Annotated in this window: 16 protein-coding genes; 5 read left to right on the plus strand and 11 right to left on the minus strand. The window is 54.9% G+C overall.

The genetic code is table 11. The features are described 5' to 3' along the window. Positions 1-9 precede the first annotated feature (9 nt). The 3 genes from HDE78_RS00345 to HDE78_RS00355 are packed head-to-tail and all read left to right on the plus strand — an operon-like array spanning position 10 to position 3,066. The gene (locus HDE78_RS00345) at positions 10-2,106 is read left to right on the plus strand and encodes a cbb3-type cytochrome c oxidase subunit I (RefSeq protein WP_179476542.1); all 2,097 of its coding nucleotides are present in this window, start codon (positions 10-12) and stop codon (positions 2,104-2,106) included. Next, the gene (locus HDE78_RS00350; RefSeq protein WP_179476543.1) at positions 2,103-2,738 is read left to right on the plus strand and encodes a cytochrome c oxidase subunit 3; all 636 of its coding nucleotides are present in this window, start codon (positions 2,103-2,105) and stop codon (positions 2,736-2,738) included. The genes HDE78_RS00345 and HDE78_RS00350 overlap by 4 nt, the downstream gene beginning before the upstream one ends. Next, positions 2,725-3,066, plus strand: coding sequence for a cytochrome C oxidase subunit IV family protein (locus tag HDE78_RS00355; protein WP_179476544.1), 342 nt, complete (start codon positions 2,725-2,727; stop codon positions 3,064-3,066). Before HDE78_RS00350 ends, HDE78_RS00355 begins: the two co-directional genes overlap by 14 nt. 71 nt (positions 3,067-3,137) lie before the next feature. Here the strand turns inward: HDE78_RS00355 and HDE78_RS00360 are convergent, their stop codons facing one another. From HDE78_RS00360 to HDE78_RS20890, 9 genes are all read right to left on the minus strand, one after another. After that, complete coding sequence (locus HDE78_RS00360) at positions 3,138-3,446, minus strand: hypothetical protein (RefSeq protein WP_179476545.1); 309 nt, start codon at positions 3,444-3,446, stop codon at positions 3,138-3,140. A 34-nt stretch (positions 3,447-3,480) separates the two neighbouring features. Beyond that, a complete protein-coding gene (locus HDE78_RS00365) occupies positions 3,481-3,669 on the minus strand; it encodes a hypothetical protein (RefSeq protein ID WP_179476546.1) in 189 nt (62 codons plus the stop codon). 161 nt (positions 3,670-3,830) lie between these two features. Beyond that, positions 3,831-4,940, minus strand: coding sequence for an acetate kinase (locus tag HDE78_RS00370; RefSeq protein ID WP_179476547.1), 1,110 nt, complete (start codon positions 4,938-4,940; stop codon positions 3,831-3,833). A gap of 2 nt (positions 4,941-4,942) precedes the next feature. Continuing rightward, entirely contained in the window at positions 4,943-7,309 is a 2,367-nt protein-coding gene (locus HDE78_RS00375; RefSeq protein WP_179476548.1) for a phosphoketolase family protein, read from the minus strand. 327 nt (positions 7,310-7,636) lie between these two features. Beyond that, complete coding sequence (locus HDE78_RS00380; protein ID WP_179476549.1) at positions 7,637-8,113, minus strand: YetF domain-containing protein; 477 nt, start codon at positions 8,111-8,113, stop codon at positions 7,637-7,639. 116 nt (positions 8,114-8,229) lie between these two features. Then, a complete protein-coding gene (locus HDE78_RS00385; RefSeq protein WP_179476550.1) occupies positions 8,230-8,937 on the minus strand; it encodes an SDR family oxidoreductase in 708 nt (235 codons plus the stop codon). Positions 8,938-9,224: 287 nt separating this feature from the next. Continuing rightward, positions 9,225-10,502: a divalent metal cation transporter gene (locus HDE78_RS00390; protein WP_343205629.1), complete on the minus strand. Its 1,278-nt coding sequence runs from the start codon at positions 10,500-10,502 to the stop codon at positions 9,225-9,227. Between the two features lie 242 nt (positions 10,503-10,744). Next, on the minus strand, positions 10,745-13,996 hold the full coding sequence (locus tag HDE78_RS00395) for a PAS domain S-box protein (protein ID WP_179476551.1): 3,252 nt from the start codon (positions 13,994-13,996) through the stop codon (positions 10,745-10,747). Positions 13,997-14,449: 453 nt separating this feature from the next. Continuing rightward, positions 14,450-14,584, minus strand: coding sequence for a hypothetical protein (locus HDE78_RS20890; protein ID WP_255457529.1), 135 nt, complete (start codon positions 14,582-14,584; stop codon positions 14,450-14,452). Between the two features lie 151 nt (positions 14,585-14,735). On the opposite strand from HDE78_RS20890, the gene HDE78_RS00400 reads away from it, so the two are divergent. Together HDE78_RS00400 and HDE78_RS00405 are read left to right on the plus strand one after the other, a co-directional pair. Then, complete coding sequence (locus tag HDE78_RS00400; RefSeq protein WP_179476552.1) at positions 14,736-15,086, plus strand: hypothetical protein; 351 nt, start codon at positions 14,736-14,738, stop codon at positions 15,084-15,086. A gap of 473 nt (positions 15,087-15,559) precedes the next feature. Further along, the gene (locus tag HDE78_RS00405) at positions 15,560-15,904 is read left to right on the plus strand and encodes a hypothetical protein (protein ID WP_179476553.1); all 345 of its coding nucleotides are present in this window, start codon (positions 15,560-15,562) and stop codon (positions 15,902-15,904) included. A 68-nt stretch (positions 15,905-15,972) separates the two neighbouring features. Here HDE78_RS00405 and HDE78_RS00410 read toward each other — a convergent pair whose 3' ends face one another. Both HDE78_RS00410 and HDE78_RS00415 read right to left on the minus strand, forming a co-directional pair. Then, complete coding sequence (locus tag HDE78_RS00410) at positions 15,973-16,227, minus strand: DUF3253 domain-containing protein (RefSeq protein ID WP_179476554.1); 255 nt, start codon at positions 16,225-16,227, stop codon at positions 15,973-15,975. A 230-nt stretch (positions 16,228-16,457) separates the two neighbouring features. Further along, positions 16,458-16,916, minus strand: coding sequence for a hypothetical protein (locus HDE78_RS00415; RefSeq protein ID WP_179476555.1), 459 nt, complete (start codon positions 16,914-16,916; stop codon positions 16,458-16,460). Positions 16,917-17,009: the final 93 nt, after the last annotated feature.

A 17,009-nucleotide genomic window follows, 5' to 3' on the forward strand; every position in this document is an offset into this window, starting at 1 on the left:
GGCGCCGGCATGCTGGCGCATCCTTTCGGACGGCTTAGCCTTCAGGCGCTGCCGTTCTGGGACATGCTGCAACACCCGAGCAAGGGCGTGGTGATCAACGGCATCATCGCCACCGGTGCGGCATTGATGGTGGTGTTGGGCGGTATCGTCACCGTCGCGCTGATCAGCCGCTATCGCCTGTGGCGCGTGCTCTGGTCGCAGTGGCTGACCAGCCCGGACCACAAGAAGATCGGCGTCATGTACGTGGTGCTGGCTTTTGTCATGCTGATACGGGCGCTGCTCGAGGCGCTGCTGATGCGGGCGCAACAGGCATACGGTCTGGGCGGTGGCTTTCTGACGCCAAACCACTTTGCCCAGCTGTTCAGCACGCACGGCACGATCATGATCTTCTTCATGGCCATGCCGTTTCTGACCGGCATCATCAATTACGTCATGCCGCTGCAGATCGGTGCGCGCGACGTTTCCTTTCCCGTGCTCAATTCCATCAGCCTCGCGCTGACGGCCGCCGGCGCCGCGCTGGTCATGATCTCGCTGGTGCTCGGCACGTTTTCGACGGGTGGCTGGTTCGGCTATCCGCCGTATACGGAAGCCAGCTTCAGCCCGGGCGTTGGCCCGGATTACTGGATCTGGGCGCTGACGCTTTCCTCGCTGGGCTCCACGTTCACCGGCATCAATTTCGCGGTCACTATTTACAAGAAACGCGCGCCGGGAATGACGTTGATGCGCCTGCCTCTTTTCACCTGGACGGCGCTGTGCACCAGTATCCTAATGATTTTCGCGATGCCGCCGCTGACCGTGGCGACGGCGCAGCTGGCGCTGGACCGTTACCTGGGCTTCCATTTTTTCACGAACGATCTTGGCGGCAACATGATGCACTTCGCCAACATGTTCTGGCTGTTTGGCCATCCGGAGGTCTATATCCTCATCCTGCCGGCGTTTGGCGTTTATTCGGAAACGATCTCCACGTTTTCCGGCAAGGCCTTATTCGGCTATCGTTCGCTCGTGGTGGCGACCATGGCGATTGGCGTTCTTTCCTTCACGGTCTGGTTGCACCATTTTTTTACCATGGGGCAGGGTGCAGATCTCAATGCAGCCTTCGGCGTGGCCACGATGCTGATCGGCATCCCGACCGGCGTCAAAATATATGACTGGATGTGGACGATGTTCCGCGGGCGCATACGTTTCAGTGTGCCGATGATCTATGCGATGGGCTTCATGCTGCTGTTCGTGCTGGGTGGCCTGAGTGGTGTGCTGCTGGCCGACCCGGTCATCGATTATCAGGTGCACAACAGCGTTTTCCTCGTCGCGCACTTTCACAATGTGGCCGTGCCGGGGCTGCTGTTCGGCATGATCGCGGCGTACCATTTCTGGTTTCCCAAAGCGTTCGGTTTTCGTCTCGACGAACGCTGGGGGAAAGTGTCAGCGGTGTGCTGGATTCTCGGTTTCATGCTCGCCTTCTTTCCGCTTTATGCCCTGGGATTGATGGGCATGCCCCGGCGCACCGTGGCCTACACCGAGCCGGCCTATGTGCCGCTGGAAACGGTCGCTTTTTTCGGTGCCATCCTGGTGGTCGCAGCGCTATGCGCGCTGGGTGTGCAGCTGTGGGTATCGATCAAACACCGGCACGCGAACCGCGTGTTTGTTGGCGACCCCTGGGATGGCCGTAGCCTGGAATGGTCCATCTCGGCGCCGCCACCGGAATACAACTTTGCGGCAATTCCTGTGGTGACCGATCGCGACGCATTTACCGTGATGAAGGAAAGCGGGGCGGCCTACACAGCGGCCGTGCCGTTCGAGGATATCGAGGTTCCCCGAAACAGCGCGTTGGGGCCTGTGCTCGGCGCGGCGGGATTCGCCATCGCCTTCGGGCTGGTGTGGCACATCTGGTGGATGGTGATCATCTTCGGCACGATAGTAATCACCGCGATGATCGTTCGTGGCTTTGCCCGCAACACTTCGCGCGTCGTGACTGCGGAAGAAGTGCGCCGCCAGCATCAGCATTGGATGGATGCCGTGGCGCGCGCCGAGCCGATAGCGCGCGACAAGGAAACGACCTCTGCCAATGAGGGGCTGGCCATGCCGATCGATACGGGCGCCGAACAATGAGTGACGGCATCGCCAAACATCCTGGACTCAATCTAGGCCCTGGTCACGGCAAAGACGATGCGGCGGCCGAAGGGCTGATGTTCGGCTTCTGGGTATTCATGATGAGCGATGCCATTCTTTTTGGCATGGTTTTCGCCACGTACCTCACGTCGCTGAGCGCCACCGCCGGTGGGCCCGGCGCCTCGCAGCTCTACGACCTCACCAGCACGTTCGTCGAAACCCTGCTGCTGCTGGCGAGCAGCTTCACCTTCGGCATGGCATCGCTGGCGATGAAATATCGGCATAGCGAGCGACGTCTGGTTGCCTGGCTGTTGGTGACGCTGCTGCTAGGGCTGGCCTTTATCGGCGTGGAGCTGCACGACTTCGCCAGCATGGCTGCTAAAGGTGGCGTGCCCACGCGCAGCGGATTTCTTTCGGCGTTCTTCGACCTGGTGCCGCTGCATGGGCTGCATGTAGCGGCAGGGTGCCTGTGGATGATTGCGTTGCTGGGCCAGCTCGTGCGCTACGGTGTGGATACCAAGGCCAAGCTCGGCATCATGCGGTTGGCGCTGTTCTGGCATTTTCTGGACATCATATGGATCGCCATTTTTTCAGTCCTCTATCTACCGGGGTGCATGCATGCCATCGGGTAACGAAAAAGCCGATCTCAAAGCGCAGGAACGCCGGGAATTCCTCAGCTATGTCTGGGGCCTTGGCTTGGCGCTCGCGCTCACGATCGTGCCGTTTGCCATGGTGAAATGGGGTGCGATGACGCCGCTAGCCGTGCTTGCCGTTATCGGCGTATTAGCGCTCGTGCAAATCGTCGTGCACTTTCGTTTCTTTCTGCATATCAGCTTCAGGCAGAAGCGCGAAGATCTTCAGCTTTTGATTTTCTCCGCCCTGATTCTTTCCATCATGCTGGCCGGCACGCTATGGATCATGGCCTCGCTGGGACTTCGTATGGGCATGGTACAAAACTGAGCGGAGGAAGGCTGTCAACATTTCTCAAACGTGACCTTAAAGTCGCCATCGATTGTTACCACGGGCGAGCTCTAGCAGCGATCGACGTGGGGTCGGATCGTAGCGGCAGCGCTTAGCCCATCAATCCTTGCGTCCGCTCTGGCTTCCAGCTCGCTCTCCCTTACGTCGAAAGTAATACCGTCATGCAACAACCGATACGAGTTAGGTGGATACATCTCTGCGATCGACCATTGCCCATACCAGCCAACATCATCAACAAAAAAAGCACCGGCCACGACGATAAATCCGTTGACATGATCCACAGACGTAGGTGCCGTGCCGAAAGTCAGCGTGGCTGCTTCCGTGAGTTCGTTGCCACTAGTCCAATTAATCTTCGTCATAGTTTTTTATGGGGCTTCTATGATCTTCGATGTTTTATTCAGGTAACAGAATGACGGCCTCTACCTCGGTCTGCGTCATTCCCTCGTAGTTGGCTGAGCCGAAATCTGTCATCAGCTTGGCGAATAAGCTTGCGGCGTAGGGGCTCTTTTCAGCATCGGTCGCATGGAGCCATGCCTCATAACCCTCAAGTACTAGCTTTCGATTACCGGCTGCGATCGGCATAGCTCTCTCCACATCCAAAGCCGACTAATTACATTACTGAGTCGCGAGACTTCTACCCTTTTTAGAGAAAAGATGGTGCGTCGGATAGACGACATTACGGTAAGTTGACGTTTGCATAGTCATAGATCTCGACATCGAAGTTTAGTATTCGTCGATAAAAGCTAGATCAGGTTGGCGACATGGAAGGCTATCCGCTCATTTTCGCGAGCTGGCAAAACCAGGATGCTCAGTGACAATTCCAGGGCTCCGATGAGTTGTGTGACGCGTTCTCGCACTACGCCAGCGTTTTCACCTACGCCGCCCGTGAAAACCAGTACGTCAATGGCCCCCAGGGCGATGCACATCCCAGCGATTTGCTTCGCAACTGAGTGACTGAAGATATCGAGTGCGAGTGCCGCATCGGCATCGCCCCTATCGGATGCGCTTTGCAGATCGCGTAAATCGCCGTCCGATTTGGAGATTCCTGCAAGACCAGACCGATGTTCAAAAAGGTCTTCTAACGTGTTCACGTCGTAACGCTGTTCGCGCATCAGATAAAAAATTATCCCGGGATCGAGGTCGCCGGTACGGCGACTCATGACTACGCCGCCCATGGGCGTAAGTCCCATAGAAGTGTCCACGGATTGACCATTGAGAATCGCCGTAATGCTGCATCCCCCACCTAGGTGGGCGACAACCAACCGCCTTACCGGCGCATTTCTGAGCTGTTCAAGGACCGACTCGCAGGACAAGCCATGGAAACCAAAGCGCCTTATGCCGCTATCGCGGATTTGAGTGGGTAGCGGTAGTGTTGCCGCTAAAGCGGGGAGCGTCCTATGAAAAGCTGTGTCAAGGCATCCGACCTGCGGCGTACCCGGAAATGTCTCGAAACACTCATCAATCAAATCTAGCGAAGGCGGCAGGTGCAAAGGGGCAAAGGGCACCGCACGCCGAAGCGTAGCAACGACTGTCTTCGACAAGACAAGATGCTCCAAGATCGTTAGACCGCCATGCACTAAACGATGGCCGATCGCGATGATTTCACCTTCCGCCAATGCCAATTCACGAAGCGAGGTCGTAATGAGCCCGGAGATGGGCACTTTCTTTAGCGGCTTTCTATCTTGATGTACGTAATCGAAGGACAGCTGAGGGGAGGTTTCACGAGACCCGATAGTCCCCGATCCTATTTCAGTCAGCGCGGCAGAAGCCAGACTGTAGAGAGAGAACTTCAACGAGCTTGAACCGATGTTGAGGCAAACAATGATGCCGCTCTTTTCAGGGCTCGCGTTCATCGTTAGCTGACCGATGGGGCAACCCACTGCCAGTATACAATCTCGGGAAGATCAATTCCGTTTTCACTGACGTACAGATGGTGTCGTTCAATATCGGTCCAGTAGCGCTGCCTTGCTGCTTCGACACGATCTTTCAGACGTGGAACCCGTTCAATCGCATCTAAGGCCAATTGAAAGCGGTCCATGTGATTCTTCACCATCATGTCCAATGCTGTGGTTGTCGTGCCCTCATCACGGTAGCCACGAACATGAATATTTTGGTGGTTATGCCGGCGATAGGTCAACCGATGCACAATTCCGGGATAACCGTGAAACGCGAAAATTACCGGTTTGTCAGCGGTAAAAAGACGATCGAACTGGTCATTATCCATGCCGTGCGGTTCCTCGCTTGTGGGTTGAAGAATTAGCAGGTCTACGACGTTCACCACCCGGATACGCAGATCCGGCTCATAGCTGCGCAGTAGCATGACGGCAGCGAGTACCTCGACGGTGGGAGCATCACCGGCACAAGCCATAACAAGCTCTGGATCATCTGGATCTGTGCTTGCCCACCGCCACGTGCCGGCTCCTGCCGCGCAATGCGCGCAGGCGTCTTCAATATTCAACCACTGCCAGTCGGGTTGCTTGCCTGCAACAATGACGTTGATGAGATGGCGGCTACGTAGACATTGATCTGCCACGTACAGTAGACAGTTGGCGTCGGGAGGGAGGTAAATTCGAACCACGGCAGAGCTCTTGTTCGCGGCGTGATCGATGAAGCCAGGATCCTGATGAGAAAAGCCGTTATGGTCCTGATGCCAGACATGAGACGAGAGCAGATAGTTAAGCGAAGCTAGCTTCGGACGCCATGGCATTGACCGGGTTACCTTCAACCACTTTGCATGTTGGTTGAACATCGAGTCGATAATGTGGATAAAGGCTTCATAACAGTTGAAAAGACCATGTCGCCCTGTGAGCAGATAACCCTCGAGCCAGCCTTGGCACTGGTGTTCACTCAGAACTTCCATGACGCGGCCAGTGGTCGCTAAGTCGGTGTCTGTCTCAATGGAGTCAGCCATCCAACTTTTCTGACTCACTTCGTATACGGCATCCAGCCTGTTAGACGCGGTTTCGTCCGGACCAAAAAGACGGAAATTCGCTTCCGCGTCGTTTAAGTGCATAACGTCACGCAGCCAGATGCCCAAGACCTTGGTTGCTTCTGCCTTCCGGTCACCCGGCGTCTCCACGAGCACGGCTTGCTCCCTGAAGTCAGCCAGTATCAGCGGCTTTAGCAAATAGCCGCCGTTCGTGTGGGGATTCATTCCCATGCGACGATGGCCCTTGGGTGATAGCTCCTGTAGGTCCGGCACCAATCGCCCGTCCGCGTCAAAAAGGTTTTTAGGCGAATAGCTGCGCATCCATTTTTCGAGAGCTTTGAGATGCGTTTTTTTCTCTAGGTGAGCGATGGGAATTTGGTGAGAGCGCCAGCTCCCCTCGACTGGAAGTCCATCGACGCTTTTGGGGCCTGTCCATCCCTTTGGCGAGCGAAAAATGATCAGCGGCCACGCCGGACGATTAGCAGGTTCGCCGGCCCTTCTAGCGGCGTGCTGTATACGTCGTATTTTTGCTAAAGCTCCATCAAGAGCGTCGGCAAAAGCGTCATGCATTTTCATCTCGTCGTCCCCCGAGACGACGATAGGGTCATAGCCATACCCTTGAAAGAGCTGAAGTAACTCGGTTTCACTTATCCGAGTGAGCAGGGTGGGATTGGCTATCTTGTATCCATTGAGGTGAAGAATCGGCAGGACCGCCCCATCGCGTATTGGATTGAGAAATTTATTGGAATGCCAGCTGGTAGCCAATGGACCTGTTTCGGCCTCACCATCGCCGACCACGCAAGCCACAATGAGATCCGGGTTGTCGAAGGCAGCTCCGTAAGCGTGGGATAGCGAGTATCCAAGCTCTCCACCTTCATGAATCGACCCAGGAGTATCGGGAGCCGCATGACTAGGAATGCCGTAGGGCCAAGAAAATTGGCGAAACAGCTGTCTCATCCCCGCCGAATTCCGCTCAACCCTGGGATAGATCTCGCTGTAAGAGCCCTCCAAGTAAGTATGCGCAATTAGGCCTGGACCACCATGACCCGGGCCCGCTATAAAAATCATGTTCAGGTCAAACTGACAGATCGCACGATTGAGATGGGTATAGATGAAATTAAGCCCGGTCGTTGTTCCCCAGTGCCCTAACAATCGGGGTTTGATGTGCTTAAACGCCAGCGGTTCTTTGAGCAGGGGGTTCTCTTGCAGATATATCTGGCCAACCGTCAGGTAATTAGCCGCTGACCAATATCGATGCAGGCGATCTCTTAAAGAAGTACTTAGAGCTTTCATGGATTTCTTCGTGCCCGTGTAGGCGAGGCGGTATCAAGTAACCGCATGGCAGTGCATCGTTCAACAGTGACCATTAACAGCGCGTGTCCTCGAAGCGTGCTCGGTGTGAACGGCCGCAGTCGAGAGCGAGTTTCGAATATTTAGCTGCGGACTCTCATTTGGCTCTCCCCGCCGCGCTCCCCGACAAAACGTATGCCGGGAACGTCGAAACCAGGTTGCCCGATGCCGACAACGCGATCACGGCGGGGCGGGCAGCTCATTATTTGGCACCGATTTGAGACTAACGGCGTGAGCGTCTTTGCCCAACCGTTCTGATTCTTACGCTGTCTAACGATCTGATGTAACAGTGATTCGACCGTTCGGCTCCAGACGGGCATTGTCGCAATCGTTTATATCTTCGCGGCCCGCAGAGTGAAGTGCGCGATCAAACGCGGCTAAAGGTATGTTGCATCGCTTAAGTGCACCGGGAACGTGTTTTCCACGACGAACAAGGAACGTCGCTTTTCCTTCAACGATACGATTTACGACCGGGTATTTTGTGCAGATGATTGCAAGAAATTTGTCGGTCGCCAAGATGCCCGTAACGGCGATCAGCGCCCCAAGGAAGGAGGTGTCAGCCCCAATGATGGAGGTACGCAGCGTGCCACCGACCAAGACAAGAACGATGACGTCAAACGCGGACATTTCGCCGAAGGAGCGTTTGCCGGATACGCGCATCAGTAAAAGCAAAATGAGGTAGACTGCGACGCCTCGTACCGCGAATTCCCACCAAGGCAGAGCAAGTCCGTTGATAATTGATGACATATGCGTTCTCCGAAAAGTGGCGTCATTCATTCGTCGATAGGCATCAGTCGCTAGACGCTTGGTCAGCAGGCTCCACGGTAATGGGCGGCTTCATTGACGAAGATTCAGTGGGGTCTCTACGCAACTCCGTGAGCACTGTCCCCGCCGGTCACAGCTATTGTCGTGCCAGTAATCATACGTGCTGCGTAGGACGCGAGAAAAACTACAGCAGACGCAACGTCTTCCGGCTCAATCCAGGGAAGACCAAGGGGAGTTTTCCCCTTAAGAACTTTGATTGCCGCCGATTCGTCTTTCTCGGGGTCAACCGATGCTGACTTTCCGCCTTCCCCGAGCGCTTGCGCGTATCGATCCTCATGCCGGGTAAGAGTCGTATTAATGAGGCCTGGAATGACGGCATTCACCGTAATTTTGTGCTCTACGAGTTCCAAAGCGATTGATTTCATCAGCCCGAGAATTCCCCACTTTGACGCTGAATAAGATGCTCCGAATTTCGTGCCAGGCTGGATACCCGCGTTTGCGAAGACGATATCAATGCGTTTCAATTCAGTTTTGATCTGATGGGCAAGATCTCGTAACGCAGGCATGTTTCGCTGGTCTAGTTGATAAGCGAGCCAGCGTCTGCCCAGCGCTTGCACCGAGCGACCGGTTTGCGACAAGTCCTCAGGCGACGCGGGTCTATAATCAGGAATGGAACTTACCGGCGCCGCTGCGTCTATTCCGACGATATCGCAACCCTCAGTGGCTAGCGCAACAGCCGCTGCACGTCCAAAACCCTTAGCCGCGCCAGTCACCACGGCTACGCGTCCTTCCAAAGATAGCGTCATAGCTTGATTCCGTTGGCAGGCGGTAGGTTTATTTGATAACCGCCGCTGCAATTGCATCGATGCTCAGTGGGTTTGACCACCACGATACAATGAGCGCTCTCATGTGAGGCGATTGCCTATGAACTGTCGCTTGACTGTGAACTGGGCGCTCAGTCCAGCGAGCTAAGCCAACCTCTGAACGAGCGGCAAGTCCTGCGCTTGGGCCAAGGTGGAAGTGGAGAATCTCCTTGCTAAAAAAAACCCACAGCGGCGGCCGGTCGACCCGGTGCTTAATCGGCGATTAGGTGTCACTTACCCCAGGTAACAAACATAACCACCGCCGCTGCGGCCATTACCGCCGTGGCGAGCCATCCCCAGACATTCAGTGAGGTGCTTATGGTGAACGCACCCATGACCTTCGAGTTCGTGCTCATCTTCATGATCATCACCATCGAAGGAACAGCCGCGACGCCGTTAATAACTGCACTCCAATACAGTGCCTTGATCGGATCGATCGGGGTGAAATTGAGAGCGATTCCCGCCACGCTGGCAAACATCAGTACGCCGTAAAACAGCTTGGCCTGACTTGGCTTTTGTTCAAGGCCGTACGGCTCGTCAAATGCACCCGCAACGGCAAACGCTGTCGACCCGGCAAGAATGGGCACGGCTAAAAGTCCTGTACCAACAATACCGGCGGCGAAAAGATAAAAGGCAAAGGGGCCAGCGATAGGTCGTAGCGCTTGGGCAGCATCTGAGGACGACTGGATATCCGTTTTACCGTGTGCATGTAACACAACCGCCGCGGTCAGAATGATGAAACAAGCCACGATGTTGGAAAACAACATGCCAATCGTCGTATCGATACCGATACGTCGAATAGCCTCTAGCCCCTGAGACGGCGCACGCTTGAGTGCCTTACGGTCACTGCTTGCACGTATTTCCTCCACTTCTTGGGCTGCTTGCCAAAAGAAGAGATAGGGGCTGATGGTTGTTCCGAGTACGGCGACGATGGCCACTGCATATTTGGCATCGAATTTTGCTTTTGGTAAAACGATGTCCTTTAGTACGTCGCCCCACGGTACGTGGATAACGAATACGGTCGCGATGTAAGCAAATAGGCTCAGCGTCAAAAGCTTCAATATGGGTGAGTACCGAGAAAACGGCACCCACACCTGCAGGGCCAGCGAGGCTAAAGCGAAACTGGTGGCGTAAAGCACAGCAGGCCCGCCAATAAGCAGCTTCAGCGCAGCCCCCATGGCACCTATGTCGGCGGCCAGGTTAATGACGTTTGCTACGACCACAGACAAGATCAGCCCATAAACCACGCCCCGCGGATAATAAAGCCGCATGTTTGAGCCGATACCTCTTCCCGTTGCGCATCCTATGCGCGCGCTGATGGTCTGTATGGCGATCATCAGCGGCATCGCCAAAAAGAGGCTCCAGACCGTTGCGTAGCCGTAAGCTGCGCCAACCTGGGAGTACGTCGCTATGCCACTTGGATCATCGTCGGCGGCGCCGGTGATGAGTCCGGCGCCTAGCTTGGCCCACAACGATTTTTTGGCATCTACCGGTGCGTTGTGCCCCACATCGATTCCCCTTCTTAGCAATGCCTATGGCTCCCCGATAGGATTACTACGCTCGACGGATAATTCTGTCATCTCGAAGCGTGAATCCAGCGCACCGACGTAGTCCAGATCACGCGTTCGTAGCTATCGGGGATTTAGCTCTATAGAAAGCGTACGTAAACTTACGAGCAATTGTTTGGCGTGAGAAATTTCCGAATTGGGGACATCCGTAGACGTTAAGAAAATGTGAAAAAGCGGGTTGATCAGTTGGTTAGTTGTTCTATCGCACGCAGTAAGTCTTCTGATCCGTACGGTTTCAAAATGGTGCGCGTGCGGTGTTCTGATCGGACACGATCATCGTCAAAACGTCCCGTTGCGAACAGCACCGGTAAGTCTGGCGTGTGCTGCCTAATGGCCTTGGCCAGCTCAACGCCGGAGTCGTCCGGGAGCCCGACATCCGTAATCAATAAGTGATAACTCTTATCGGCGTAAAAGTTGAGTGCCTGTTGCGCAGTCGTCGCCTCCGTGACTTCGTGCCCTTGCATTTGCAACATCTCCACGACTGTCAAGCGTATGAGTTCATCGTCTTCGCACAACAGGATACGCAACGGCTTCGACGTCTTAGGGACAGTAGTTGCTAACCTGGGTTTTGAAGGAGGAGAGGATAGTGCGTCGACGGGCGCAGCTGGAGGCCGGGACGAAAGCACGGTACGGACTTTTCGCGCGAGCGCCTCATTGGAATAGGGTTTACTGATCAGTTCAACGCCTTCGTCAAGTCGACCGCCGTGGACGATGGCGTTTTCGGTGTAGCCCGACGTAAAGAGGATGGCCACTCCAGGAAGAAGTGCGCGCGCTCTTCTTGCCAATTCAGGACTGCGAATAGGACCCGGCATGACGACGTCCGTAAACAGTAAATCGACCTCGATGCCGCTTTCCAGGATACACAGCGCGCTCTGCGCGTCCTTCGCTTGAAGCACGTGATAACCAAGCTCTATCAGTAGTGTCACGACGATCTCGCGAACGGAGTCGTCGTCTTCGGCCACTAGAATCGTTTCGTGACCGCCTTGAATTGGTCCCTTTTCCTGTGCAGGCAAGCTATCTTCGATGCGCGTCGTACGAGGCAAGTACAACTTAAATGTCGTACCGTGACCTATTTCACTATAGATTTTGATGTGGCCATCGGACTGCTTTACAAAACCGTAGACCATGGACAGGCCTAATCCGGTGCCGTGTCCTTCGGGTTTGGTCGTGAAAAAAGGCTCGAAGACTTTCTCGATGATGTCGGGTGCCATGCCGCATCCAGTATCCGTCACAGCAACCAGGACATATCTCCCCGGGGTAGCGTCAGGGTGGGCGCGTGCGTACTCGTCATCCAGCCACGCGTTCCCTGCTTCTATGGTCAAGCGACCCCGCCCATTCATCGCGTCGCGCGCGTTGATGGCCAGATTGAGCAAAGCGTTTTCTAGATTGCCCGGATCGATAAAAATGTTCCAGAGGCCCCCAGAAATGACTGTTTCAAGTTCGACTTCTTCCCCCAACGTTCGCCGCAGCAGATCGTCCATATTGCGAATGAGACGTGCCGGGTTGGTTACGCGCGGTGCAAGCGGCTGACGGCGACCAAAGGAAAGCAGCTGAGAGGCCAGCTTGGCTCCGCGCGTGACGCCGGCCATCGCGTTATCAAGACGGCGTAAAGCCTGCGGGTTGTCGTCGACATCACTGGCGAGCAGCTGGAGATTGCCGCTGACGACTTGAAGCAGGTTGTTAAAATCGTGTGCCACACCGCCAGTTAAATTGCCAATCGCCTCCATCTTTTGACTTTGCCTGAGTGCGTTTTGACTTTTTATCAAATCAGCGGTCCGCTCTTCCACCCGTTGCTCAAGTGATGCCGCAAGCGCGGCGATCGCTTCTTCGGCGACTTTTTGATCATGAATATCCGCGTTGTTTCCGATCCAGCGCTCAACGCTTCCACTATCGCCGCGTACGGGCAACGCACGGGTGCTGTACCAACGATACGCTCCATCATGGCGACGCAATCTAAATTCAGACTGATAGGGAGATCCAGAGCTCAATGAAGCATTCCAGGCAGCGAGCGTCCCGTCCAGATCGTCGGGATGCACCACCACGGTCCACTGCCCCCCGTTCAAGGCGCCTGGATCAACTTGAAAGTATTCGTACACGCGGTCGTTGAACCAGTCGAGTTGTCCGGCACTATCCGCTGTCCAGACCTGATTGGGCATGGATTGCGCTAGTAGCCGAAAGCGAACTTCACTTTCTCGCAACGCGTCGTCGGCGGCCTTACGCGCGGAAATATCAACGAACAGTACCGCGAAGCGGTCCGCATCCATGCGTCTAGCGCGAGCTTCGAACCACCGGTTCTGCAGGGCAGGTACGTTTATCTCGAATTGAATGGGATTGCCTGTTCTCACCACTTCGGCGTAAGTGTCGATGACAGATGCATCCAGAGTGGGCACGAGCTCCAGGATCGAATGCCCCACCGCAGTTGATGCATCTAGGCCTGTCTGGGTGCCAAAGGCCGGATTGATTTCCAACAGCTGGAAATCAACCATGCGACCGCCTTCATCACGTATGGCATAGCCGACAAAAAAACCTTCCTGCATTTGTTCGAACAGCTCTCGCCAACGAAACTCACTGCGTGCGACGGCCTCTTCGGCAGCCTTACGCTCAGTGATGTCCATCGCGATACCGATGTAGCGCTGACGATCCGAGGCGGCTAGCGTCACGGCTTCGCCTCGTCGCGCGATCCAGCGAATCTCTCCCGTCTCCGGATACACGCGCCGAAATTCGGCGTAACTGATGGGATTGAACGAGCCATATCTGCTCGGTCCGAGGAGGTGCCGATCATCCGGATGAATCAGGCTAACGAGTAGCGACTCGGTCACTTCAATATCCGGCGCTATATGCCAGATTTTTCGGTACTGGTCGGACACCTCCAATTGGCCGGTGTCTGGATCCCACTCGAACGTTCCAACGCCCCCCACTTCTTGTGCAAAGCGAAGCTTTCGTTCTGCCAACACTCTGTCCGTGGTATCCCGAACGATGGCCATAACGCCAGCTGGTTTCCCGCCGGCGTCAACGACCGGGCTGTAGTCCAGTGAGAGCCACGCGTCCGCTGGTTCGCCCTTCCTGGATAGGATCAAGTGTTGATCGAGATAAGAAAGTGTGCCGCCGGCCAGGCATGTTTTCAGCACATGGGCATTGAAATCGGCGACTTCTACCCAGCCTTCCAAGACCCTCGACCCCAAAAGGGCAGGATGCCGCTGCCCGGCAAACTCCTGATACGCCTCGTTGTAAATCATGATGCCTTCCGGGCCCCAAAGTAGCGTCATAGGGACGTTGGAGCGCAACATAAAGGATGTGATGTTTTTGAGCTCGGTCGACCATTCGGCAATGGTACCCAGCGGGGTTGAAGACCAGTCATACGATCGAATTAACGCCGCGATCCCGCTGTTAGTACCGAGGAAGGCTAGAGGATCGCCGTTAGGAATGCGGGTCATGCGCTAGGACATCCGAAGATTGTGTTGAGGTGACGAAGGCCTTTGCGGCGAATTGTGCACGAGACCCGCAGTTTTATCTGCACTGTTTCATAAAAAAATTTAGAGAGGTTGGTTAAACAAAGCCGCCATCGCGGATCAATAAATATGTTCGCTCCGAGTCCGGTAGTCCGCGCATAGTTAGCGATTCTTCCATGCACGGATTCTTCACGATCGCCAGCCTAGCCTCGCCGCCACCATTCGCCGAGGATGCGGGTTTGAGGCTTTTTGAAATTCCGTTTGATTCCGACCCATCCGGGGAATGGATTGTTCCGGTTTTCGGCGATGGCGAAAGAAGATTTGCTTCCCGGGATAAAGCGTTGGCTTTCGCACTGGCTTTAGCGAATGAAGACCGTAAGAGGGGTCATGGCGATAGTTTGGTCTGCGTCCAGGGTGCCGACGACCAGTGGCGCTTGTTCACTCCAGACCTCCTACCAGCAGGGTATAGAACGCGCCGGAATCGCTGAGCACCGGCAATAACTTGCGTATATAGGCTTCTTCGCGGCCCAGATTGGCTATGCCCAACCGATAAGCCGAAAACGATATACGCAAGGAAGCTTGACGTATTCGCTTCGCTAGCGACAACGGGACTGGGAAGGAACCGATTTAGCTCGAATGACTAAACTCGTTCGAATGCGACAAATTTTATACCCGGCGATCACAGGTTTGAACTTATCCGTGGCCTGACGCCGAGGATACATAGATGGAAATTTTCTATATCCCTTTCAAACCAGACGCTACACACGGTTGGAAAGTACCGATTCCGAAGGATGGGGAAAGGCAATTTGGTTCACGCAATGATGCACTCGCATTTGCCCGTAGAATTGCCAAGCAAACGGTTACCGAACAAAGCGAAGTAGCTATTTATGCGTGCAAGGCGGAGATAAGAAGTGGCGGTTATTCACGCCCGACCTCAAGCCTGTGGATTGAGAGCTTCGGCAGACGGTTTTTTTCTCACGTCTATGCTGTGCCGAGTCACGGCGGTGGAAGCAGTCCCATTCGCTACCCTGTACCTTGTGGCCTTGCTATCCACCCGATCTCCAAAGTTCGCTGACCGATGCAGGGGAATTAAGCGCTTGAGGGTATCCATCGGCAAACGCCTCCTTTCTGCTTTAGCTATCGATCATGGCAGCTGCGACGCTATCGATTTCCACGGCGATATTGGTGATCAGCTATAGGGGCGCTGTCTAGCGCTGGTCGATAAGCTCCACATGTTCACGTTAAGCTTAAGAGCAGCAGCAATTCGTTGGGGTATAGATGGACGCTCCGGGGTATGGTCGCATGGGCAGTGTGTCCATGTAAGCCACAATTTTTACTTTTTTTTACGATTGAATTCACACACTTTTGTATGCCGCGCCGGTAGTTTTTTCATCGACGCAACTTAGTCAACCATATCGGTGGGGAGCCCTTATGTGTGACGGGCAGGAAAATCACGACTTATACTTCATCGCCCAGAAGGTGCGTGGATGGATTAGGGCCGAATATGCCCGAGCGGAGTCGATAGAGCGCAGAGAGCACCTTCTAACCATGCGCATTGGTCTCAGTCGACACCTGGAAAAACAGGCTGGCACTTTTGAAGAGCTTCGCAGGCTCAAAGCTCTTCATGAGACTCAGTTCCGATGCCTACTCGTAAGCGAAGCGTCAACCTTATCCGGAAGGGTTAATAAAGTTGCGCTTCGGGAAATTACGGAGCGGGAAGTGCGCACAGGCCGTATGAAGCCCACTGACGAGCTCTACGTGCGCGCAAAGGCAAAGCTGGATGTCCTATGCCTCGTGCAGCCCATCTCGCCCAATGAGGTCGAGGAAGCTATAGCGAAGGGGGCCGAAGAGCTGCCGACTTCAGAATATTTACCGCAAATTTCCATTGGGTGATCCTAGCCTAACCACCGCAGTTTCTGGCGAAGCCGGTTACAGCATTTCGCGGTGAGCGTTCTACGCGCTCATCGGAATACGGGCCCTCGCCGCAGCCGGACGGGGCCTCGATATGCATCATTGGGGTCAATCCGTTGATCGCCTTGCGTGATGACGATGCGGCCTGAGCGGGCCAATGCGGCTGCCGTCTCGCGCACGGCTGGCATCATTGCCCGCCATGCCATTTCACCATCAGTCAGGGCGCGCGCAACCTCTGACGGGCAGATTGAAGCTTCTGGCTCGCGCACCGAGAGGAGGTCAATAATTTTGCCGGCAATATGCATAGGGTAAAATTACTGACGACACGGTGATGATCTCGTCGTCTCCACTGGCATGCGCCGCCGCTTAACCCCAGCGTCGCACCTCCACTCTTAACCAGTGGCCTAGTCAGGGCCGGGCGATTAGCCGCTGTTATCGGGGGTAGGAAAGGCCAGCCGTTGATGTACCGAGGATAGCTAGCTGTCCAGCCGCCAGTTCGACAGGGCAGCTTCAAGGTCCGGGTACATCATGTTATTCACGCAGCTCCAAAGTGCTTTGCTAATACGCTCGCCAGCACACCAAAGACCCGCGCTCCCCAACGTTTCATCATTGCGGTGTTTTCGGATTCGATCCATCCATCAGCGAAATAAAGGGATGCGCCGGTCTTGTGATTAAAGTGCTCAGCAAGGCCGGCTCTTTCATTGCGATAGGTATCCGGTGGCAGACCCGCGCTGCGAAGCTCTACATAGCGCAAGACAGCCTGACTTGCGAACAGGGTTGCAGACATCTCAGTCTTTCGGTCTGGATTTCCTTGCCAATAGATCATGACCCATCCGTCGTCGTCCAAAGAGTCGACTTCCACATTGACAATGGGTGCAACGATAGTTCCGTCAAGCAAGCAGAGGGCACAGGTTCGCTCTTCGAAAGAAACGCTGGTGTAAAGCGGCAATAGGTTTGCAATGAAGCAGACGATGGCTTGCGATTTTTCGCTCATGGGGACCTGATGGTCGAATGGATTCCTTATCCACTTTAGCGGGAGAAGTCGACGAGGGCAGGTGCTTTTGATCGTAAAGTGTAGGGCGAAGAT

Origin of the sequence: Rhodanobacter sp. K2T2 (genome assembly GCF_013408815.1) — a bacterium.
GTDB lineage: Bacteria > Pseudomonadota > Gammaproteobacteria > Xanthomonadales > Rhodanobacteraceae > Rhodanobacter.